At 56.3% G+C, this 22,053-nt stretch carries 17 protein-coding genes, 1 tRNA gene and 1 pseudogene; 16 read left to right on the forward strand and 3 right to left on the reverse strand.

Going from position 1 to position 22,053, the window contains the following annotated elements:
• Positions 1-51: 51 nt before the first annotated feature.
• A complete protein-coding gene (locus tag PK28_RS09880; RefSeq protein WP_082017059.1) occupies positions 52-1,239 on the reverse strand; it encodes an AI-2E family transporter in 1,188 nt (395 codons plus the stop codon).
• Positions 1,240-1,433: 194 nt separating this feature from the next.
• On the opposite strand from PK28_RS09880, the gene PK28_RS09885 reads away from it, so the two are divergent.
• The 8 genes and pseudogenes from PK28_RS09885 to rplT all read left to right on the forward strand — a co-directional run bounded on the left by PK28_RS09885 (position 1,434) and on the right by rplT (position 12,281).
• Positions 1,434-3,353, forward strand: coding sequence for a DNA topoisomerase IV subunit B (locus PK28_RS09885; protein WP_044513570.1), 1,920 nt, complete (start codon positions 1,434-1,436; stop codon positions 3,351-3,353).
• Between the two features lie 349 nt (positions 3,354-3,702).
• Positions 3,703-6,387 carry a DNA gyrase/topoisomerase IV subunit A gene (locus PK28_RS09890; protein ID WP_071885172.1) on the forward strand — a complete coding sequence of 895 codons (2,685 nt, stop codon included), beginning with the start codon at positions 3,703-3,705 and terminating at the stop codon, positions 6,385-6,387.
• A 221-nt stretch (positions 6,388-6,608) separates the two neighbouring features.
• Positions 6,609-7,397 (forward strand): tetratricopeptide repeat protein, encoded by a 789-nt coding sequence (locus PK28_RS09895; protein ID WP_044513571.1) that lies wholly within the window; start codon positions 6,609-6,611, stop codon positions 7,395-7,397.
• 49 nt (positions 7,398-7,446) lie between these two features.
• Positions 7,447-8,571, forward strand: coding sequence for a tetratricopeptide repeat protein (locus PK28_RS09900; protein ID WP_044513572.1), 1,125 nt, complete (start codon positions 7,447-7,449; stop codon positions 8,569-8,571).
• A gap of 178 nt (positions 8,572-8,749) precedes the next feature.
• Positions 8,750-10,693 carry a threonine--tRNA ligase gene (gene thrS, locus PK28_RS09905; protein WP_044513573.1) on the forward strand — a complete coding sequence of 648 codons (1,944 nt, stop codon included), beginning with the start codon at positions 8,750-8,752 and terminating at the stop codon, positions 10,691-10,693.
• A 154-nt stretch (positions 10,694-10,847) separates the two neighbouring features.
• Positions 10,848-11,405, forward strand: a pseudogene (gene infC / locus PK28_RS09910) (translation initiation factor IF-3); the annotation flags it as partial.
• Positions 11,406-11,594: 189 nt separating this feature from the next.
• A complete protein-coding gene (rpmI, locus tag PK28_RS09915) occupies positions 11,595-11,789 on the forward strand; it encodes a 50S ribosomal protein L35 (protein ID WP_044513575.1) in 195 nt (64 codons plus the stop codon).
• Positions 11,790-11,936: 147 nt separating this feature from the next.
• Complete coding sequence (gene rplT, locus PK28_RS09920; protein ID WP_044513576.1) at positions 11,937-12,281, forward strand: 50S ribosomal protein L20; 345 nt, start codon at positions 11,937-11,939, stop codon at positions 12,279-12,281.
• Positions 12,282-12,384: 103 nt separating this feature from the next.
• Here rplT and PK28_RS09925 read toward each other — a convergent pair whose 3' ends face one another.
• Together PK28_RS09925 and PK28_RS09930 are read right to left on the reverse strand one after the other, a co-directional pair.
• Entirely contained in the window at positions 12,385-12,690 is a 306-nt protein-coding gene (locus PK28_RS09925) for a hypothetical protein (RefSeq protein ID WP_048825846.1), read from the reverse strand.
• A 192-nt stretch (positions 12,691-12,882) separates the two neighbouring features.
• Positions 12,883-12,956: transfer RNA gene (locus PK28_RS09930), tRNA-Met, on the reverse strand.
• 138 nt (positions 12,957-13,094) lie between these two features.
• Between PK28_RS09930 and PK28_RS09935 the strand changes: the two genes are divergently transcribed.
• From PK28_RS09935 to bshB1, 8 genes are all read left to right on the forward strand, one after another.
• Entirely contained in the window at positions 13,095-13,508 is a 414-nt protein-coding gene (locus tag PK28_RS09935) for an START-like domain-containing protein (RefSeq protein WP_044513577.1), read from the forward strand.
• Between the two features lie 101 nt (positions 13,509-13,609).
• Entirely contained in the window at positions 13,610-15,046 is a 1,437-nt protein-coding gene (locus tag PK28_RS09940; RefSeq protein WP_044513578.1) for an LptF/LptG family permease, read from the forward strand.
• Between the two features lie 171 nt (positions 15,047-15,217).
• A complete protein-coding gene (gene rpsO / locus PK28_RS09945; protein ID WP_022823754.1) occupies positions 15,218-15,493 on the forward strand; it encodes a 30S ribosomal protein S15 in 276 nt (91 codons plus the stop codon).
• A gap of 188 nt (positions 15,494-15,681) precedes the next feature.
• Complete coding sequence (pnp, locus tag PK28_RS09950; RefSeq protein WP_044513579.1) at positions 15,682-17,850, forward strand: polyribonucleotide nucleotidyltransferase; 2,169 nt, start codon at positions 15,682-15,684, stop codon at positions 17,848-17,850.
• Between the two features lie 97 nt (positions 17,851-17,947).
• Entirely contained in the window at positions 17,948-18,811 is an 864-nt protein-coding gene (locus tag PK28_RS09955) for a sigma-70 family RNA polymerase sigma factor (protein WP_044513580.1), read from the forward strand.
• Between the two features lie 223 nt (positions 18,812-19,034).
• A complete protein-coding gene (gene trxB, locus PK28_RS09960) occupies positions 19,035-19,982 on the forward strand; it encodes a thioredoxin-disulfide reductase (RefSeq protein WP_044513581.1) in 948 nt (315 codons plus the stop codon).
• Positions 19,983-20,100: 118 nt separating this feature from the next.
• Positions 20,101-21,213, forward strand: coding sequence for a M23 family metallopeptidase (locus PK28_RS09965; RefSeq protein ID WP_231576131.1), 1,113 nt, complete (start codon positions 20,101-20,103; stop codon positions 21,211-21,213).
• A 103-nt stretch (positions 21,214-21,316) separates the two neighbouring features.
• Entirely contained in the window at positions 21,317-22,036 is a 720-nt protein-coding gene (gene bshB1 / locus PK28_RS09970; RefSeq protein ID WP_044516792.1) for a bacillithiol biosynthesis deacetylase BshB1, read from the forward strand.
• The last annotated feature ends 17 nt before the right edge of the window (positions 22,037-22,053 follow it).

Raw genomic sequence — 22,053 nt, forward strand, 5'->3', positions numbered from 1 at the left:
GGATTGTCCGGCGCGCAGGTGCTTTCTTATACTGGCTGATAGGTGAGGGGGTTACGATTCCTGCCCCCGCACCCGCTGCCACAGCTTTTTGAAGAAGCCCGGCTCGCCGGCGGCCACACTTTTAATATTGTCCTCGCCCTCGGCCGTATCGCCCAGCAGAAAACCCCAGGGCTCGGTTATTTTACTGGCATCCAGAATCACCTTCACTACCGCAATCAGCGGAATGCTGAGAATCATGCCCGGCGTGCCCCATAGCTCAGCCCCCAAAACCAGCGCAATAATGGCGGCCATGGGGTTAATGCTGACCTGGGAACCGGTAATCATGGGCGTGATAAAATTACCTTCCAGAAACTGCACAAAGGCAAATACGCCCACTACCCCGGCCGCGTGCAGCGGGGAGCCGGTTTCCACCAGCGTAATAATAGCCGGCACGCTGGCCCCAATCATAATGCCGATGTAGGGTATAACGGCCAGCACCGAGGCAAAAATGGCGAAGAAGATGGCAAACTTCACATCCAGCACCAGCAGACCAATGCCATTGAGTACGGCCACTACCACAATTACCTTAAACAGACCGGATATGTACGCCTGCACTACCGTCTGGATGTTATCCACGGTATTAAGAACGGTGGTGCGCTTGTCCGGCGACACAAACCGGAACATGAACTGCCGCAGATGGTCGCGGTAATACAGAAAGCAGAAGATGTAGATGGGCACCTGCAACAGGTTGCTGACCACCGCCGAGGTGGTTTTGAAAGTGGTGTTGAGGTAGCTGCCGCTGTCCTTTTTCAGCGACTTCATGGTATTTTCCTTCAACTCCTCGTCGGAAATAGGGTCGATGCCGAAGCGCTGGCTGGCCCAGTCCTGGAATTGGTGGAAAACCTGCATGAGCTTTCCCTGAAGTTTGGGCAACTCGCTCTTAAACTGCGTCAGCTGTGATGCAAACCCTACTATGATGCCGGCGAAAATCAAAGCCATCAACAACAGGCATAGAATAATGGCCAGAATGCGGGGTACCCCGCGGCCCTCCAGCCACCGGCTGATGGGCAGTAGCAACAGCGTAAACAGAGCCGAAAACAGCAGGGGCAGGAGTACATCATCCAGTACTTTAAGCGAATACACCGTGAGCACAGCGGCTATCAGCAGAAAAGCATACTGCACAATGGGAGTCTGCCTGACCTCCGAAGTAGGCTTGTGCGCAGTGCTGGGCAAGCGGGGTTGGGTAGAGGGAGGAAGCATTTGCTAAGTTTATTGGGATGGCAAAAGGAGGTTGGAGAAGAGTTTAGAGCTTATTTTGCCCTTTATGCAGGAACTTTTACTAAAAAAATGAAGTTCGGAAGAGTTGAATTTGCTAAAAAATATAGCTTGCATGAAACGCGGAAAAACTCAATTTTCTGCGTTATTTTACCTCAAATTTGAATTCTGATTACCACATGGCAGCCGAAGAACTCTCTCCCCGCACTACTCCTGACCACGGCTACAATGAGGATAGTATCCGCTCCCTGGACTGGCGCGAGCATATCCGTCTGCGGCCCGGCATGTACATCGGCAAGCTCGGCGACGGCTCCGCCTACGATGATGGTATCTACGTGCTGGTAAAGGAAGTGATTGATAACTCGATTGATGAGCACGTGATGGGTCACGGCCGCACTATCGATATCAAGATTTCCGACCACCGGGTGCAGGTGCGCGACTACGGCCGGGGCATTCCGCTGGGTAAGGTAGTAGATGTTGTCAGCAAGATTAACACGGGCGGTAAGTACGACAGCAAAGTCTTTCAGAAATCTGTGGGCTTGAACGGCGTGGGTACCAAAGCGGTTAACGCGCTGAGCAATTATTTTCTGGTGCAGAGCGTCCGGGAAGGCGTGATGAAGTCGGCGGAGTTTACCCAGGGCCAGCTGGTTCAGGACCCCAAGCCCCAGAAAACCAGCCAGCGCAACGGCACGCAAATCACCTTCCAGCCCGACGAGTCCATCTTCCGCAACTACCGCTTTATCCCGGAGTTTCTGGAAAGCCAGATCTGGAACTACGTTTACCTGAACGCGGGCCTCACCATCAACTTCAACGGCCAAAAGTTTTACTCCGAAAATGGCCTGCTGGACCTGCTGGCCCGCAAAGCCGACCCGGAGAGCCTGCGCTACCCCATTATTCACCTGAAGGGCGAGGACATTGAGCTGGCCCTCACGCACGGCAACGACTACGGCGAGGAGTACTACAGCTTCGTCAACGGCCAGTACACTACTCAGGGCGGTACCCACCTGGCCGCCTTCCGCGAGGCGGTGGTGAAAACCATTCGAGAGTTCTATAAAAAGGAATTTGATGCTGCCGACATTCGCGGCTCCATTGTGGCCGCTATTTCGGTGCGTGTGCAGGAGCCCGTGTTTGAAAGTCAGACGAAAACCAAGCTGGGCTCCATGAACATGGGCCCCGATGGCCCCACGGTGCGCGGCTTCATTCTGGACTACGTTAAGGAGCACCTCGATAACTACCTGCACAAGAATCCGGCTACGGCCGAGGCGCTGCTAAAGCGCATTATGCAGAGCGAGCGGGAGCGGAAGGACATGGCCGGCGTGAAAAAGCTGGCCAACCAGCGCGCCAAAAAAGCCAACCTGCACAACCGTAAGCTGCGCGACTGCCGCTTCCACCTGGGTGAGGGCAAGCCCGGGCAGGGAGAGCTGGCTACCTTGTTCATTACCGAGGGTGACTCCGCATCGGGCTCCATCACCAAGAGCCGCAACGTGGAAACGGAAGCCGTTTTCTCCCTGCGTGGTAAGCCTCTGAACTGCTTCGGGCTAAAGAAGAAGATTGTCTACGAAAACGAGGAGCTGAACCTGCTGCAGCACGCCCTCAACATTGAAGAAGGCATTGAAAACCTGCGCTACAACCGCGTGGTCATTGCTACTGATGCCGACGTGGATGGCATGCACATTCGCCTGCTGCTGCTCACGTTCTTCCTGCAGTTCTTTCCGGATCTGGTCCGCAACGGGCACGTTTATATCCTGGAAACGCCGCTTTTCCGGGTGCGGAATAAGAAAACCACCATTTACTGCTACAACGAGCAGGAAAAGCAGCAGGCTATGCGCCAGCTGGGCCGCAACCCCGAAATCACCCGCTTTAAAGGCCTGGGCGAAATCTCGCCCGAAGAATTCGGTAAATTCATTGGCGAGAATATTCGCCTGGAACCCGTCATCTTGCAGTCGGAGCGCAGCATCCACCAGGTGCTCACCTACTACATGGGCAAAAACACCCCCGACCGGCAGAACTTCATCATCGACAACCTGCGTCTGGAAAAAGACCTGGTAACTTCTGATGTGCTGCCGGTGGAAGAAGTGGCGGAGGCTGATTTAGCTTAGTTTTTAACCTTCTGCTTTCCCGCAATGGAAGGCAGGAGAGAGGTACAAGAACAATAACCGTGGCAAGCGCCACAACCCTACTGTGTCAGAAGAGAACAACCCCCACGACCCCAATCAGGATGAGCAGGACAACCTGTTCAGCGCCGGCGACTCCTTTGAGTTTGGGGCCGAGTCTAACAATTCGGCTGAGGAAAATTCATCTGCTGAGGAAGTGAAGCTGGTCGTAAGTGAAACCGGCGAGCTGGTGCCAGAATCGGCTTTAGATTCGGAAGAAAGCGCGGCGCTGGAAACCGAGCCGGAGGAAGCCGAGACAGATACCAAGTTTGCGCCCGGCGAGGCCGTGCACGATATGTCTTCCGTGCGCGGCATGTACCAGAACTGGTTTCTGGACTACGCCAGCTACGTAATTCTGGAGCGGGCCGTGCCCGCCATCGAGGATGGCCTGAAGCCCGTACAGCGCCGGATTCTGCACGCCATGAAGGAAATGGACGATGGCCGCTTCAATAAAGTAGCCAACGTCATCGGCCAGACCATGCAGTACCACCCCCACGGCGACGCCTCCATCGGCGACGCCATGGTGAACCTGGGCCAGAAAGACCTGCTGATTGAAACCCAGGGTAACTGGGGCGACATCCGCACCGGCGACGGCGCGGCTGCTCCCCGTTACATTGAAGCCCGCCTGAGCAAGTTTGCCCTGGATGTGGTCTTCAACCCCGATACTACGGAGTGGCAGATGAGCTACGACGGCCGCAAGCGCGAGCCGACCACGCTGCCCGTGAAGTTTCCGCTGCTGCTGGCGCAGGGCGTGGAAGGAATTGCCGTGGGTTTGAGCACCAAGATCATGCCCCACAACTTCCGCGAGCTGTGCAAAGCCAGCATCGACGTGCTGAAGGGCCGTGATATTCAGTTGTTCCCCGACTTCCCCACGGGCGGTCTATGCGACGTCACCAACTACAATGGGGGCCTGCGCGGGGCTAAAATCCGCCTGCGCGCCACCATTGAGAAGGCCGACAAGACCATGCTCATCATTCGCGACATTCCCTACGGCACCACCACCACGGCGCTGATGGAAAGCATCGTGAAGGCCTCGGAAGCGAATAAAATCAAGATCAAAAAGGTAGTCGATAACACGGCGGCCGAAGTGGAAATTCAGGTGCATCTGCCCACGGGCGTGTCGCCGGATCTGACCATGGATGCGCTCTACGCCTTCACCGACTGCGAAATCAGTATCTCGCCCAACACCTGCGTTATCATTGAGGACAAGCCCCGTTTTGTGGGCGTGGAGGACATGCTGCGCCTGAGCACTCAGAAAACGGTGCGGCTGCTGGAGCGGGAGCTGGAAATCAGGGAAGATGAGTTGCAGGAAAAGTGGCACTCGGCTTCGCTGGAGAAGATTTTCATCGAGAACCGTATCTACCGCAAAATTGAGGAGTGCGAGACCTGGGCCGAAATTCTGGAGACCATTGATAAGGGGCTCAAGAAGTTTGTGCGCGTGCAAGGGGAGAAGGCCAAAACCGATGACCAGCGCATTGTGCTGCGCCGCGCCATCACGGAAGACGACCTCACCCGCCTGACCGAAATCCGCATCAAGCGCATTTCCAAGTTCGATGGGTTTAAGGCCGATGAGTACATCCAGCGCCTGGAAGCCGAGCTGGCGGAAGTTGCCGACCACATGGCCAACCTCACCCGCTACGCCATCAACTACTTCGAAGGGCTGCTGAAGAAGTACGGCACGGGCCGCGAGCGGAAAACCCAGCTCCGTACCTTCGATGTGGTAACGGCCCAAAAAGTAGCCGTGGCCAACCAGAAGCTCTACGTGAACCGCAAGGACGGCTTTGTAGGCTACGGCCTCAAAAAGGACGAGTTGGTGGAGTACATCTGCGACTGCTCCGATCTGGACGACATCATTGCCATCAAGCGCGACGGCACGTTCATGGTCACGCGCATTGCCGAAAAGACCTTCGTGGGCAAAGATATTCTGCACGCCGGCGTCTACAACAAGAACGACGACCGGCTGGTGTACAACATGATTTACCAGGATGGCGCCTCCGGCATCAGCTTCGCCAAACGCTTCCTGGTAACGGGCATCACCCGCGACAAATCCTACGACCTGACCAAAGGCACCAAGGGCACCAAAACGCTTTACCTCACCGCCAATCCCAACTCGGAGTCGGAAATTGTGAGTGTGCAGCTCTCGGATAAAGCCCCGGCCCGCGTGAAGCAGTTTGATTTCGATTTTGCCGAGCTGGCCATCAAAGGCAAGGGTTCCATGGGCAACATCGTGACCAAGCAGCCCATCAAGAAAATCACCCAGAAAAGCCTCGGCGACTCCACGCTGGGTGGCCGCGAAGTGTTCTTTGATGCTGTGGTAGGCCGCCTGAATACCGCCGGCCATGGCCGCTACCTCGGTACCTTCGATACCGATAACACGGTGCTGGTGGTGTACAAGGATGGCAGTTACGAGTTGAAGTCGCCCGACCCGGCGCTCCATTTTGATGTGCCCAACATCGTATTGCTGCGCAAGCTGGAGCCCGACACGGTGCTAAGCGCGGTGTACATGGACGGCGAAACGAAAATCCATTACGTGAAGCGTTTCAAAATTGAAACCAGCACGCTGGAAAAGCGCTTTATTTTCATCTCAGAAACTAAAGGCTCCAAGCTGTTGGCTGTTACGGCCAACCCCGAACCCGCCGTGGAAGTAAAGCTGCAGCGCGACAAAAAAGCCGATAAGGAAGCCGAAACCATCCGCCTCCACGAGTTTATTGACGTGAAAGGGTGGAAGGCCATGGGCAACAAGCTCAACTACTTCAAAGTGCACGGCATTACGCTGCTCACCGACGAAGGCCCCGAGCCGGAGCGCCGCGAAGTAGCCAAAAAACGTGGTCCGGCTACGCTGCCGCGCCCGCAGGGTGGTATGGGCGCTGCCGAAGCCCCTTTGCCGGAGCAAAACGGTCCGGTGGATATTTCGGCGGAAGACATAGCCCAGGCCCAGGCCGTGCTACGCCGCCCTAAGTCCCAACTGAAGTTGTTCTAAGCTGGATGAAAGCCGAAAAGCCCTGATCTGAAAGGTCAGGGCTTTTTTGGGGCCTTATTTTCCTGTTGACCACGCGTTAGCCACTTCCGGAAAGTTTCTTTGCTCAGGTTTCGGTACGAAGCGCGGAAAAACGCAGCTTTGCGCAAAGCTTTGATTGCACGATGCACCGGTGGCCGTTTTTTGTTTGGGTAATGCTGGCTGCTGCGCTTGCGTGTGCACCAGTGCCTGCCTATGCCCAGGTTGCGGCCCCGGCTACGGCAGTAAGTCCTCCCAAGCCCAGCATTAAAAAGCTGATGGCCGATGCGCGCAGCCTGCAGCGTCAGTACCGTGAGTCTGAGGCGCTGGCGAAGTATGAGGAAGTCATCTGGCGGGATGGCAAGAACGTGGAAGCCTTATGGCAGGCGGCTCTACTCAGCGTACGCATCGGCTCCCGCTACACCGATGAAACCCGCAAAAGCCTCTATTACACGGCCGCCCGCGGCTATGCGGAACGGTCCTGGGCCCTGCAGCCGGAAGCCGCCGAACCGAACTACGTCGTAGCCCTGGTACTGGCCAACCAGGCGCTTTTGCTGCATGCCAAAGGCCGCCTGCAAACGTACCGCGACATGAAGCCTTACGTGTTTAAAGCCGTGGCCCGCCGCCCTACCTGGTCGGAAGCCTGGCAGCTGCTGGGGCGCTGGCACTACCGCGTAGACCATTATAACCTCTTGGAAAGAATATTCAGCGGGCTTTTTTTGGGGGGAGTACCCAGCGGGGCCAGTAGCCGGCAGGCTATTGATGCACTCCTCAAAGCGCAGCAGCTCGACCCCAAGCGCATTCAGGTGTATTATGATCTGGCGCGGGTTTACGATACTCAAAAGCAGGATGATAAAGCCATTAAAGTATTGCAGGAAGCGGCTACCCTGACACCTATCACCACCGAAGAACTCGAAATAAGCCGGCGCTGCCGCAGTCTGCTCACGCGGCTGCAGCGCAAGCACCCGCCCCAATCTCCCGGTACCGGTGGTTAGCAGAGTGGCATGTGCCCATTTTCGGTGGCCCCTTCCGTACCTTTGCCTTATGTTTCGGCGCGCGCTTTCCTCTTTTCTGGCTCCAGCACTGGCTTTGGCCTGCTCCGCCTGCGGCACCTCTGCCCAGGAGCAGCCCGATGTAATGGTGAATCTGGCCACGGTACAAAGCGGCCCCGCCATTCAGGCCCAGGATCTGGAAGGCGCCATTGCCCGCCAGCCTCGGAATGCCAGTTTGTATGCGCGGCGGGCTGCGTTTCGGCTTGATGCCGGGCAGCCGGAGCGGGCCCTCCGGGACATAGAGGAGGCTTTGCGGCTGGATGATGGCCCCGGGGAGTACTACTTTCTTCAGGCCCGGGCCCGGCGCGGAATCGGCCAGCTGCAAAGCACGCTGAAAGCTACCGAAGCCGCCTCCCGGCACGGATTTGCCTCCCCCCAGCTAAGCCTGCTGGTAGGCGAAACCAACCTGGCCGCCCGGCGCTACCAGGATGCCCTTGACCACCTGGACCGGACCCTGCAGCAGGAACCTGAGAATGCGGCCGCGCTTTTCTACAAAGGCATGGCCTACCTGGGCCTGCAGGATACTGTGCAGGCTTTTGACTTTCTGCGGGCCAGTGTAGCCCGCGACCCGCGGCAGGCCGAAATCCTGCATCAGCTGGCTTTTCTGAGTAATGCCCGCCACCAGCCCAAAGAGGGCGCCATTTTCGCGGCGCGGGGCCTGGCGCTGGCCCCCACTTACGGCCCCCTGTGGTATGACAACGGTCGGCAGTACGACTTGCAGGGCCAAACCGATAGTGCCCGGCAAAATTACCTGCGGGCCCTGCGCTATGACACTACGCTCTACCGCGCCGACTACCGGCTGGGTATTGCCTATGTAAAGCAGCGCCGCCACGCCGAGGCCTTGCCCCACCTGCAGCGGGCGCTGCGCCGCTCTACGTTGCTCCTCAATGCCCGCCAGATGCTGGCCGAGAGCTACGAAGCCCTGCGGCGCCCGGAAGAAGCCGCTGCCCAATACCAACAGCTGGTGCGGGAAAATCCAGGAAACAAACACTGGAGCTATATGGCCTGGAAAGCCGCTGCCAAAGCCCGCGGAGAATCTACTGATACTACCACGCGCCGGCGTATAGCGCCCATTGAGCCCATGCTGCAGCGGGAGCCGGTAGCGCTGCCCAAGTAAAGGCACCGCATGGCGTTGATGCCTTTGGGGCTGTTTGTTGGAAATTGGAGTAGGAGAATTCCGGGGAAAAACTGCTGGCTGGCTTGCCACTTCCTGAGGCGGATGGTTCCTTTTTCCGGCCATTCCCGCTAACTTGCGGCCTCACGGCTGTTTGTATAGCCATTATCAACCCAACCCCATGATTGATATCACCCTCCCCGACGGTTCGGTGCGCCAGTTTGTAGATGGCGCCACGGGCTACGACGTAGCCGCCAGCATTAGCGAAGGCCTCGCCCGCAATGCCCTCGGTGTGCGCGTCAACGGCGAAGTGCGCGACCTGCACCGCCCCATTGAGCAGAATGCCAACCTCGAAATCCTGACCTGGAACGACCAGGCCGGCAAAGCTACCTTCTGGCACTCATCCGCTCACTTAATGGCGGAAGCGCTGGAAGCCCTGTACCCCGGCGTTAAGCTGGGCATCGGCCCCAGCATTGAGAATGGTTTTTACTATGATGTAGATTTCGGCGAAGGCCGCAGCATCTCTTCTGATGATTTTGTTGCCATCGAGAAAAAGATGCTGGAGCTGGCCAAAAACAAAAGCCAGTACGTGCGCCGCGACGTTCCCAAAGCAGAAGCCATTGCCTATTTCGAAGAAAAAGCTGACCCTTATAAGCTGGACCTGCTGCAGGGCCTGGAAGATGGTACTATTACTTTCTACACGCAGGGTGGATTCACGGACCTCTGCCGTGGCCCGCACATTCCTGATACCAGCCCCATTAAAGCGGTAAAGCTGATGAATGTGGCCGGCGCCTACTGGCGCGGCGACGAAAAAAGCAAGCAGCTCACGCGCATCTACGGCATCACCTTCCCCAAAGCCAAGGAGCTGGCCGAGTACCTGGAGCGGCTGGAAGAAGCCAAGCGCCGTGACCACCGCAAGCTGGGCAAGGAGCTGGAGCTATTCGCTTTTTCCGATAAAGTGGGAGCGGGGCTGCCCCTGTGGCTGCCCAAAGGAACGGCCCTGCGTGAGCGCCTGGAGCAGTTCCTGCGCCGCGCGCAGGTAAAAGCTGGCTACTTGCCGGTCGTTACGCCCCATATCGGCTCCAAAGAGCTATATGTAACCAGCGGCCACTACGAGAAATACGGCGCCGACTCGTTCCAGCCCATTAAAACGCCAAATCCGGGTGAGGAATTCTTCCTCAAACCCATGAACTGCCCCCACCACTGCGAAATCTATAAAACCAAGCCCCGCTCGTACCGCGACCTGCCCTTGCGCCTGGCCGAGTTTGGTACCGTGTATCGCTACGAGCAAAGTGGTGAGCTGCACGGCCTGACCCGCGTCCGGGGCTTTACGCAGGACGACGCCCACATCTTCTGCCGCCCGGATCAGGTGAAGGAGGAGTTCCTAAAGGTGATTGACATTGTGCTGTACGTGTTGAAAGCCTTGGACTTCCCTGACTTCACGGCCCAGATTTCCCTCCGTGACCCGGAAAATAAGACCAAGTACATCGGCTCCGATGAAAACTGGGAGAAAGCCGAGCGGGCCATCATTGAAGCCGCTACCGAAAAAGGTCTTAAAACGGTAACCGAGCTAGGCGAAGCCGCCTTCTACGGCCCTAAACTGGACTTTATGGTGCGCGACGCTATTGGTCGCAAGTGGCAGCTGGGCACTATTCAGGTAGACTACAACCTGCCCGAGCGCTTCGACCTGGAATATGTGGCTCCGGATAACTCCCGGCAGCGCCCCGTTATGATTCACCGGGCGCCGTTTGGCTCGCTGGAACGCTTCGTGGCGGTGCTGATTGAGCACTGTGGCGGCAACTTCCCGCTCTGGCTCTCGCCCGAGCAGTTTGCCGTGCTGCCTATTTCGGAGAAATATCAGGATTACGCCCAGCAGGTTTATGACCGCCTGATGCAGGCCGAACTGCGCGGTTCCCTGGACAGCCGCGACGAGAAGATTGGCCGCAAAATCCGGGATGCGGAAATGGCCAAAGTGCCCTATATGCTCATTGTAGGGGAGAAAGAGCAGGAAAACGGCATTGTTTCCGTTCGCCGCCACGGCGAAGGAGACATGGGCAGCATGCCTATTGAAGCCTTCATCCGGAACTTCCAGGATCAGGTAAATGAAATGACGCAAGCCATTTAGATGGCCCACCTGGAACTGCTATTCTGCCCATTTCTTTTTTAGAATAGAAAAAAAACCGGATATTTGCCTGCTGAAGACGCCCGCCCGGCCTACCCGGACGGGCGTCATCAACACCAACTAGCCATATCTCTCACTTAGTAAGGAGGACCAACTCATAGCTACCCCAAATCGCCGCTACGTACCCCGCCAGCAGGTGGAGGAGCCGTTTAAAATCAATCAGAAAATTACTGCCCGCGAAGTGCGCCTGGTAGGCGAAAACGTGGAAGTAGGTGTTTACTCGATTGATCAGGCTCGTCGCTTCGCGCAGGAGCAGAATCTGGATCTGGTGGAAATTTCGCCCACGGCCGTTCCGCCCGTGTGCCGCGTTATTGACTACTCCAAGTTCAAGTATGAGCAGAAGAAGCGCACCCGTGAGCTGAAAGCCAAAGCCACGAAAGTGGTGTTGAAAGAAATTCGTTTCGGACCTAATACCGATGACCACGACTTTGCTTTCAAGCTGAAACACGCCCAGGAATTCCTGAAGGAAGGCGCCAAAATCAAGGCGTATGTGCACTTCGTAGGCCGTTCCATCGTGTTCAAAGAGCGTGGTGAGATTCTGCTGCTGAAGTTTGCTCAGGCCCTGGAAGATCTGGCCAAAGTAGAGCAGCTGCCCAAGCTGGAAGGCAAGCGCATGTTTCTATACCTGGCTCCCAAGGTAATTGCCAAGCCCAAAACCGCCGCTCCTGCCGCGGCTAAACCGGCTGCCGGCAAAGAGAACGGTGCGAAAGAAGCAACTCCCAAGACTGCTCCGGCTCCCAAAGAAGCAACTGAATAAGCAGGTTTCTGCTAACTGATTTTTCCCAGGCGAACCGGCCATAGGCAGCCGGCCGCCGCAGTTTTTACCTTTCTTAACCCCCACACAATGCCGAAAATGAAAACCAAATCCGGCGCCAAAAAGCGTTTTACGCTCACCGGCACCGGTAAAATCAAGCGTAAGCACGCCTTCAAGTCGCACATTCTGACCAAGAAGACCACCAAGCAGAAGCGTAACCTCACGCACGCTACCCTGGTTAGCTCGGCAGACATGAACCGCGTAAAGGACATGCTGAATCTGTAATTGATTTTTCGGTTATCCTTTCCGGTTTCAGCTTAAGCGCTTACTACCAGTGGAGGAAACGCCAGAAATCAATACCAAACATTCACCCGGTATCCGGTACATAAGCTGCCCCAAGGGCAGCACCGGCCACCAAAAACAAAGTAGGTTATGCCAAGAAGTGTAAACCACGTGGCTTCGCGCCACCGTCGGAAAAAAGTAATGCGTTTGGCGAAAGGCTATTTCGGCCGTCGCAAGAACGTATGGACCGTTGCTAAAAACGCGGTTGAGAAAGGTTTGCTGTATGCTTACCGTGACCGTAAGACCAAGAAGCGCGAGTTCCGTGCCCTCTGGATTCAGCGTATCAACGCTGGCGCGCGTCAGTACGGCATGTCGTACTCGCAGCTGATGGGCGGCCTGAAAAAGGCGGGCATCGAGCTGAACCGCAAAGTTTTGGCTGATCTGGCTCTGAACCACCCCGAGGCTTTCAAAGGCATTGTGGAGAAAATCAAGTAAGCTTCCGGCTTACTAAAAACAAAAGAAGCCTGACCGTATGGTCAGGCTTCTTTTGTTTTTAGTAGCGGCCTCAGCGCCCTGTATAGGCTAGAATTTAAATTGCTTATACCGTAAATGTAGCTGCCTCCTGTAGCCATTGCCGGGCCTGGTGAATGTCCTGAAACAGGCGCATTTCAAACTGTTTGCCCACACGCTGATGCATTTCCTCCGCCGATGACTGCCCAAAGATGCCGGGCGCTACTACGTGGGCAAAGCGGGTGAGGCCGGCCGCCAGGGCCTGCGGCATCCATTCCTGCGCTATCCAGTCGTTGGCCTGGTTCCAGGAGCCCACCACAGCGCGGTTGTCATTGAGCATATGGGGGCACTTGGTTTGCCGGAGCACCTCCAGCACGCCCACACAGCCCTGCATCCGTGGATAAGAGCCCCTGCCACTCATTGTATATCCACTGGTGATGGGCATCGTGGCGCACGGTCAGAAAGAGCTTGCCAAATGAGTTGGTGAATTGCTGCATGGCGTCCCGGAGGGAGAGGCGGGAAAGGTTTCAGGCTAAATTTCAATAAAAAAACCGCATCAGCAAGTGGCTAATGCGGTTTTTCTAAGTAGCGGGGACGAGAGTTGAACTCGTGACCTCAGGGTTATGAATCCTGTGCTCTAACCAACTGAGCTACCCCGCCGGGTTTTTGGTGGGGCAAAGGTAGCTACAAGATTTGTCAGGGCGCAACCCTTGGTGCAAAAAAAAACCACTGTATCTTGCCGCAGCCTGCTGAACGTCTTTTGTTGCTGAGGCCTAATGTTCCGTCTTTCACACGCTTATGCCGCTTTCCGCTACTCGCTCCAAGCACCGTTTTACGGTAGAATATCCAGTAAATGCGTCGCCCAAGATCCTCTATCCGTACTTAGCCTCCGCTACGGGGCTTAGTCAGTGGTTCTGCCAGCGGGTGCGCACCATTGATAATCACCAGTTCATTTTTACCTGGGACAACCAGGACCACTTCGCCGAGATGAACTCGCACCGCACCAATCGCTCGGTTCGGTTCGTGTTTCTGGATAAAAATCATCGCCACACCCCGGATGCCAACTATCTGGACTTCACCATCGACTCTTCGGAGCTGACCCAGGAAGTATTCCTGCGCGTGGTAGACTACTCCGAGGAAACCGATGAGATTGAGCTGCAGGAAATGTGGGATAGTCTGATTCAGAATCTGCGGGAACAGGTAGGCGGCTAGCCGGCCGCGTTTTCTTACCCCGGGAGGGAAAGCCACACGAGTAGTACCTTCGTGTGGCTTTCCCTCCTTTGTTTACCCGATCTACCGGGACCTTTTGCTATATGAAGAAACTGGATAAACTGATTTTACGGGCTTTTGTGGGACCTTTTGTGCTCACGTTTGCCGTGGTAGAATTTATCCTGCTCACGCAATACATGCTGAAGTATCTCGATGATATCATCGGCAAAGACCTGGGTGCGGGGGTTCTTCTGCAGCTGCTGTTTTATTTCAGCGTGCTGATTGTGCCTATTTCCCTGCCGCTGGCCGTGCTGCTGTCTTCCCTGATGACTTACGGCAACCTGGGCGAGCATCAGGAGCTCACGGCCATTAAAACGTCCGGCATTTCGCTCACTCGCATTCTACGCCCCGTATTTCTGGTGAGCCTGGTGCTGGCCGGGCTGGCTTTCTGGTTTAATAACAACATCGTACCCACCGCTAATCTGAAAGCTTTTAGTCTGCTCTGGGATGTGCGCCAACAAAAACTGGCCCTGGACATCCGGGAGGGTATTTTCTACAATGGCATTCCGGGTTACACCATCAAAGTAGATAAGAAAGAAGGGGAGAATGGCGACTTGTTGAAAGGGGTCATCATTTATGATCATACCCGCAACAATGGCAGCGCGGCCGTAATCCTGGCTGATTCCGGCCGCATGTTTACCCGCTACGGCGGGCAATACCTGAGCCTGGAGCTGTTCCGCGGTACCATGTACCTGGAACAGCCCGAGGCCCGGGGCCAGAACGAAACCGGCTTTGCCCGGCAGGCTTTTGATAAGAATACCATTACGTTTTCGCTGGCCTCCTTTTCCCTGGACCGCACCAAGGAAGAGCTGTTTTCGGAAAACAAGATGATGAAGAACATTCCGCAGCTGCACGCCTACACCGATTCGCTGCACGACCAGCTTAATACACAGCGCACGCGGTTGGGCCGGGAACTGAGCGTGTACTACACTTACCTGCGCTTTGATACCGTGGGGCAGAAAACCCGGCAGCGGGTCAAGAGTTGGAAGCACATTCCGCAGTCGGTATTGCCGCCCTCCACGGATATAACCGTGAGCAGCGCCACCGACCGGGCCCGCAACGTGCGCTCCTTTGCCGCCAGCTCCGCGGAAAGCCTTACCAACCTGCAGCGCGACACGAATAACTACCGGATTGAGATTTTCCGAAAATACACCCAGTCCATTGCCGTGCTCATTATGTTCCTGATTGGGGCACCGCTGGGCGCTATTATTAAAAAAGGCGGCCTGGGCGTGCCCGTGCTAATTTCCATCCTGTTCTTCATTGTCTACTATGTGCTGTCCATCATTGGGGAGAAGTACGGGCGGGAGGACGTACTGCCGGTAGGGGCGGGTATGTGGATGGCCAACGCCATTTTGCTGCCCATTGGCTTATTTTTCCTCTACCAGGCCCGCCACGACTCCGGCCTGCTGGACGTAGAGTTCTGGCGCCGGCTGCCGGCCAAAATCCGCTGGCCCTTTCGTGGGTATAAGAAAGCCCTCTAAAAAGGAAAGCTTTGGGGCCGAGGGCAGGTGTTAGCTTATGGCTGCTTCTCATATTCTTTGGGCTTTTTTCTGTGAATCCCATTCAAAAAAGCTTACCTTTGCGGCCACCCCGAGGTGCGGGGTGAAATTTCTTTCTCACTTTTAATCCAAGACGGGGAAACCTATCTGCCGATGAAACTTACTACCGAAGCAAAACAGGCCATCTTTGAAAAGAACAGCCTGCAAAAAGTAGCCACCGATACCGGTTCTGCTGAAGCCCAAATTGCGCTGTTCACGCACCGCATTACCCACCTGACCGAGCACCTGAAGGTGAACAAGAAGGACTTCTCGACCCGCCTGGGTCTGCTGAAGCTGGTTGGTAAGCGTCGTCGCATGCTGGATTATCTGCAGCACCGCGAAATCAACCGCTACCGCGCTATCATTAAGGAGCTGGGTATCCGCAAGTAACCCGCCCCGCCGGAGCAGGGAGCCTTTCAACGAAGGTTCCCTGCTCTTTTTTTGTGCAGCCCGGTCACTTTTTAAGCGTCTCGGGCTGTTAGCTTTCCAAAGAACTTTCTTCAGAGCAAATCAGAGCTACTGTAGCCCTGGTTTTACGGCTGCTCGCCCGCTGTCGCTTTTTCAAGCAAACCCACACGATGCCCAACTACAACGCGGTTACCAAACACATTACCCTGCCCGATGGTCGGCAGATTTCCATTGAAACCGGCAAGCTGGCCAAATTCGCTGATGGCGCCGTAGTGGTGCGCCTGGGCGATGCCATGCTGCTGGCCACGGTTGTTTCCCAGCCCAGCCAGCGCGAAGGCGTGGATTTCCTGCCCCTGTCGGTAGACTATCAGGAGAAATTCGGCGGTGCCGGCAACATTCCCGGCTCATTCCAGCGTCGCGAAGGCCGCCTGTCGGACCAGGAAATCCTGGTTTGCCGCCTTGTAGACCGCATCCTGCGCCCCATGTTCCCCAAGGACTATCACTACGAGGTGCAGGTGATGATTACGCTGATTTCAGCCGATAAAACCGTGCAGCCGGATGCCCTGGCTGCCCTGGCTGCTTCCGCTGCCCTGTCGATTTCCGATATTCCCTTCGCTGGTCCGATTTCGGAAGTACGCGTAGCCCGTATCGACGGCAAGCTGCAGATCAACCCCCTCACCGCCGATATTGCCCGCGCCGACATGGACCTGATTGTAGGTGCTACCGCCGACTCAGTGGCCATGGTGGAAGGTGAAATGGACGAAGTGAGCGAAGAGGAAATGGTAGAAGCCATTGCCTACGCCCACGAAGCCATTAAAGAGCAGGTACGCGTGCAGCAGGAGCTGGCCGCCGCCGTGGAGAAATCCCACGTGAAGCGCGAGTATCCGAAGTATGACGAAAACGAAGACCTGAAGCAGCGCATTCACGAAGGAGTGTACCAGCACGCCTACAAAATCGCGCAGTCGGGCAACACCAGCAAAGCCGGCCGCAAGGAGGCTTTTGGTGAGGTGAAGAAGTCCTTGAGCGAGAAAATCCTTGAGGATCAGCCGGAGCTGGACATGAAGATGTTCGGCCGCTACTACTCTTCAGCAGAGAAGAAAGCCATCCGCGACATGATGATTAAGGAGCGCACCCGCCTCGATGGCCGCGCTCTGACCGAAATTCGCCCCATCTGGAGCGAGGTGAACTACCTGCCCGGTGCCCACGGCTCGGCCCTGTTCACCCGCGGCGAAACCCAGTCGCTGACTACGGTGGCCCTCGGCACCAAGCTCGATGAGCAAATCATCGATACGGCCATGACTTCGGGTTACAGCAAGTTCATGCTGCACTACAACTTCCCCGCTTTCTCTACGGGTGAAGTAAAGCCTAACCGCGGCCCCGGCCGTCGGGAAATTGGCCACGGCAACTTGGCTATGCGCTCCTTGAAGAAGGTTTTGCCTTCCGATGACGAGAATCCATATACCATCCGTATCGTGTCGGACATCCTGGAGTCGAACGGCTCCTCGTCGATGGCGACGGTATGCGCGGGCTCTATGGCCCTGATGGACGCGGGCATTAAAGTGCGCGCGGCCGTTTCGGGTATTGCCATGGGCCTGGTGCAGGACAAAGAAACCGGCGAATACGCCGTGCTTTCCGACATCCTGGGCGATGAGGACCACCTCGGCGACATGGACTTTAAAGTAACCGGCACTGAGAAAGGTATCGTGGCTTGCCAGATGGACATCAAAATCCAGGGCCTGAGCAGCGAAATCATGACGGCTGCCTTGCACCAGGCCCGCGAAGGCCGCCTGCACATCCTGCGCGAGATGGCCAAGACCATTTCGGAGCCCGCGGCTGAGCTGAAGCCTCATACGCCCCGCTCGCACAAGATGCTCATCGATAAAGAGTACATCGGTGCGGTTATCGGACCCGGCGGTAAAGTCATTCAGCAGATCCAGAAGGATACCAACGCTACGGTTATCATTGAGGAGAAGGACGAGAAAGGCCACGTAAGCATCTACGCTTCCAACCAGGAAGACATGCAGGCAGCTATTGACCGGATCCGGGCTATTGCGGCCACGCCGGAAGTGGGTGAGACCTACAAAGGCAAAGTTCGCAGCATCCAACCGTACGGCGCTTTCGTAGAAATCATGCCGGGTAAGGATGGTCTGCTGCACATTTCGGAAGTGGCCCACGAGCGTCTGGCTACGCTGGAAGGCGTACTGGAAGTAGGGCAGGAAATTGACGTGAAACTGCTCGATATCGACAAGAAGACCGGTAAGTACCGCTTGTCGCGCAAGGTATTGCTGCCAAAGCCTGAGAAGGCCGCTGCCAGCAATGGGGAGGAGCAGCCAAGCTAGCTGAACTTAATCGGGCGTCGGCGGGTTGATTCTCACCGACGCCCGTACCCATCCGGATGTTCTACGTAACCAAACACAACTCACTTCCGCGCCCGCAATGAGACAGTTAAAAATCAGCAAGCAGATAACCAACCGCGAAAGCCAGTCGCTGGATAAATACCTCCAGGAGATTGGTAAAGTGGATCTGCTCACTCCCGATGAGGAGGTGACGCTGGCGCAACGCATTAAAGAAGGCGACCAGCAAGCGCTGGAAAAGCTGACCAAGGCCAACCTCCGTTTCGTGGTGTCGGTGGCCAAGCAATACCAGAACCAGGGTCTTTCGCTGGGCGACCTGATCAACGAGGGCAACCTCGGTCTGATCAAAGCCGCTAAGCGTTTCGATGAAACCCGTGGCTTTAAGTTTATCTCCTACGCCGTATGGTGGATTCGTCAGTCGATTCTGCAGGCTTTGGCCGAGCAGTCGCGCATTGTGCGTCTGCCGCTGAACCGCGTAGGCTCGCTGAATAAAATCAGCAAATCCTTCTCCGAGCTGGAGCAGAAATTTGAGCGGGAGCCCTCGCCCGAAGAAATTGCCGAAGTTCTGGAGCTGACGACCTCCGAGGTAGTGGATACCCTGAAAATCTCGGGCCGCCACGTATCCGTGGATGCCCCGTTTGTGCAGGGTGAAGAAAACCGCCTGCTGGACGTGCTCGAGAACGAGGACGAGGAAAGCCCGGACATGGGCCTCATGAACGACTCGCTCCGCAAGGAGGTGCAGCGCGCCCTGAGCACGCTCACCAAGCGCGAAGCCGACGTTATCACGCTGTATTTCGGCCTGAATGGGGAGCATTCCCTCACGCTGGAAGAAATTGGCGAGAAGTTCAACCTCACCCGGGAGCGGGTTCGTCAGATCAAGGAAAAAGCTATTCGCCGCCTGCGCCATACCTCGCGCAGCAAAGCCCTAAAGCCTTACCTCGGGTAATTGCTTTACTCACTTTAAAAACCCCAACCCACCGGTTGGGGTTTTTTGTTGTAGTACTGAGCCGCCGCCTTTTTTATGCTTTTAAGGCATATTTGAGCTTGGCCGGCGGCTCTGTAAAAGGCAATTAGCCGCCGCAGGCTGCTGAGCTTGGTGTTACTAGTTACCTTTGCACTCCCAACCCCAACTTGTCGGGCCCTGGCGGGCCCTTTGCTACTGCCTTCTCATGGAGAATACTACCCCGGAACACGTAAAGTGTCTGATTATTGGCTCCGGCCCGGCCGGTTATACCGCCGCTATTTATGCTGCCCGCGCCAACATGGCGCCCGTGATGTACCAGGGCTTGCAGCCCGGCGGCCAGCTCACGATTACCAACGACGTAGAGAATTTTCCCGGCTACCCCGATGGTATTATGGGCCCGGAGATGATGGAAGACCTGAAAAAGCAGGCTGCCCGCTTTGGTACCGACATTCGCTATGGCCTGGCTACTGCCGTTGATTTCTCCGAGCACCCGCATAAAGTAACCATCGACGAAAGCAAGGAAATTACGGCCGATGCGGTCATCATCGCTACCGGGGCTTCGGCCAAATGGCTGGGCCTGGAGTCGGAGGCACGCCTGAATGGCTCGGGCGTATCGGCCTGCGCCGTGTGCGACGGTTTCTTCTACCGGGGCCTTGATGTGGCCATTGTGGGGGCCGGTGACACTGCCGCCGAGGAGGCCACTTACTTGGCTAACCTCTGCAACAAGGTGTACATGCTGGTGCGGAAAGGGGAGATGCGCGCTTCTAAGATTATGCAGAAGCGGGTAGCCGATAACCCTAAAATTGAGGTGCTATACAACACCGCCACCGACGAAATCCTCGGCGAGCATGCCGTGGAAGGCGTGCGCGTGAAGAATGTACTGACCCACGAAACCCGCGAGCTGGAAGTAAAAGGCTTTTTTGTGGCTATTGGCCACGAGCCGAACTCCAAAATATTCCAGCCCTACCTGCACCACGACGAAATGGGCTACCTGAAAACCATTCCGGGTACGGCCAAAACTAATGTAGACGGGGTATTTGCCTGCGGCGACGTGCAGGACTTCACCTACCGCCAGGCCGTAACCGCGGCCGGCTCCGGCTGCATGGCTGCGCTGGACGCGGAGCGGTATCTGGCCGCCCTGGGCGTACACTAGTAACCCGCACAAGCAGGCCCGATATACCAGTTGAGCTTGCTTGTGCGTTGGTTGCATACTTTGCTGAAAGCCCTTCGCCTTTCTAGCGTGGCTTTCCTGAATTTTAACCCTATTGCAGTTGCTGAACTTTGTGAAATACTGGCTGGTGCCGCTGCTTTTGGTGGTAGCCCTGCTGGCAGCACCCACCTCCGCGCTGGCTCAACGCCGTAAACCTGCCCCCACGCGGGCTAAAGGCAGCTCCAGCGGAAACCGGAAAGACTTTTTTCGGTTTAAGTCGCCGGTTATTAAGTATGTGCGGCCCGATACGACCGTGCTAATCAAGACGGAGGATTTGCCCGACGACGACTCCGAAGCTGCCAAATCCATCTATTTTAACCCGGCAAAAAAGCTTTCCATCGTGAGTGAGGATACGTCTTCGCTTAACGAAGGCGGGCAGCATATTGTGGAGATATCCGAACAGGTGCTGATTGATAGCTCCTGGATTAAAGTGGCCGGTTACTATGCCATTTGGGATACGCACAACATCAACCCTTACCGGGTAGATGGCCGCCGGATTAAGGATACTCTGAACCTGCGTCTGATTGACCCGCCGCGGCAGCGCTTCGCTAAAATGCCCCTGGAATCTACCCCGCTTACTTCCGATTTCGGGTTTCGGGGCTCCCGCTGGCACTATGGTGTAGATCTGGACCTGGAAACCGGCGACTCCGTGAAAGCGGCTTTTGATGGGGTAGTGCGCATTTCCAAGTGGGACGGCTCCGGCTACGGCAACTACTTGCTGGTGCGCCACTACAACGGCGTTGAAACCCTGTATGGCCATTTACAAAAAGCGCTGGTGGCGCCGGGTACCTTTGTAAAAGCCGGCCAGCTGATAGGTAAAGGGGGCAGCACCGGCCGCAGCACCGGCTCGCACCTGCACTTTGAAGTGCGCTACGAGGGCAACCCCATTGACCCGGAACGCATGTACGACTTCCCGGACTACAAGCTGCGCGGCGACAATTTCCAGATTACCTCGGCGCTTTTCAATTACTACAGCCGCGCCCTCCGGGCTCGTTCGTCCAGCTCGCACCGTAGCGCGCCGTCGGCAGCCCGGCGGGTGGTCACGCACCGCATCCGCTCCGGCGATACCCTGTCGGAAATTGCCCAGAAATACGGGGTGTCTGTTAGTCAGCTCAAGCGCCTGAACAAGGGAACCTCCACGCTGAAGCTGGGTCGGACGCTGCGCATTAAGTAAGCAGAGGAAAGTTACATTTGTCATCCTGTAATGCTGCCCGGCCTCTGCTGCCAGCTAGCGTTACAGGATGACTGCTTTTATTCCTGCTCTTCTTTTTTCTTCTATGAAGTTAGATATACTTGCATTCGGTGCCCACCCCGATGATGTAGAAATGTCCTGTTCGGGCACGTTGCTGGCGGCGGCCGCGGTGGGCAGGAAAATCGGTATTGTTGATTTTACCCGGGGAGAATTAGGTACGAGAGGCACGCCGGCCACCCGCGCCGCCGAGGCCGAGGTAGCCAGCAAAATCCTGGGCCTGAGCGTGCGCGAAAACCTGGGCCTGCCCGATGGCTTCTTCCGCAACGACCGGGAGCACCAGTTGCCCGTTATTGCCGCCATCCGCCGCTACCGGCCGGAAGTAGTACTCTGCAACGCCATCCACGACCGGCACCCCGACCACGGCCGCGGCGCCCAGCTGGCTTCGGAAGCCTGTTTCCTGAGCGGACTGCGCATGATTGAAACCCTGGGCGACGACGGCCTGCCCCAACCCGAATGGCGACCCCGCGTGGTGTATCACTACATCCAGGACCGCCAGATTGCGCCCGATTTTGTAGTTGACATCACCGAGTTTTGGCCGAAAAAGTGGGAGTCTATTAAAGCTTACCGCACCCAGTTCCACGACCCGGAAAGCACCGAGCCTACCACCTATCTTTCTACCCCCGTATTCTCCAATTTCATGGAAGCTCGCGCCCGCGAGTTTGGCCACATGATAGGAGCGGAGTTCGGGGAAGGCTTCACCCGGGAACGGCCACTGGGCGTGCGCGATGTAATGGAGTTGATTTAAAGCATTGGCCAAAAAAA

This window comes from Hymenobacter sp. DG25B (genome assembly GCF_000801315.1).
GTDB lineage: Bacteria > Bacteroidota > Bacteroidia > Cytophagales > Hymenobacteraceae > Hymenobacter.

Coding starts and splice junctions, on each gene's coding strand:
- PK28_RS09880 (WP_082017059.1), bottom strand. CDS start 1,239: ATGCTTCCTCCCTCTACCCAACCCCGCTTGCCCAGCACTGCGCACAAG.
- PK28_RS09885 (WP_044513570.1), top strand. CDS start 1,434: ATGGCAGCCGAAGAACTCTCTCCCCGCACTACTCCTGACCACGGCTAC.
- PK28_RS09890 (WP_071885172.1), top strand. CDS start 3,703: ATGTCTTCCGTGCGCGGCATGTACCAGAACTGGTTTCTGGACTACGCC.
- PK28_RS09900 (WP_044513572.1), top strand. CDS start 7,447: ATGTTTCGGCGCGCGCTTTCCTCTTTTCTGGCTCCAGCACTGGCTTTG.
- thrS (WP_044513573.1), top strand. CDS start 8,750: ATGATTGATATCACCCTCCCCGACGGTTCGGTGCGCCAGTTTGTAGAT.
- rpmI (WP_044513575.1), top strand. CDS start 11,595: ATGCCGAAAATGAAAACCAAATCCGGCGCCAAAAAGCGTTTTACGCTC.
- rplT (WP_044513576.1), top strand. CDS start 11,937: ATGCCAAGAAGTGTAAACCACGTGGCTTCGCGCCACCGTCGGAAAAAA.
- PK28_RS09925 (WP_048825846.1), bottom strand. CDS start 12,690: ATGCAGGGCTGTGTGGGCGTGCTGGAGGTGCTCCGGCAAACCAAGTGC.
- PK28_RS09935 (WP_044513577.1), top strand. CDS start 13,095: ATGCCGCTTTCCGCTACTCGCTCCAAGCACCGTTTTACGGTAGAATAT.
- PK28_RS09940 (WP_044513578.1), top strand. CDS start 13,610: ATGAAGAAACTGGATAAACTGATTTTACGGGCTTTTGTGGGACCTTTT.
- rpsO (WP_022823754.1), top strand. CDS start 15,218: ATGAAACTTACTACCGAAGCAAAACAGGCCATCTTTGAAAAGAACAGC.
- pnp (WP_044513579.1), top strand. CDS start 15,682: ATGCCCAACTACAACGCGGTTACCAAACACATTACCCTGCCCGATGGT.
- PK28_RS09955 (WP_044513580.1), top strand. CDS start 17,948: ATGAGACAGTTAAAAATCAGCAAGCAGATAACCAACCGCGAAAGCCAG.
- trxB (WP_044513581.1), top strand. CDS start 19,035: ATGGAGAATACTACCCCGGAACACGTAAAGTGTCTGATTATTGGCTCC.
- bshB1 (WP_044516792.1), top strand. CDS start 21,317: ATGAAGTTAGATATACTTGCATTCGGTGCCCACCCCGATGATGTAGAA.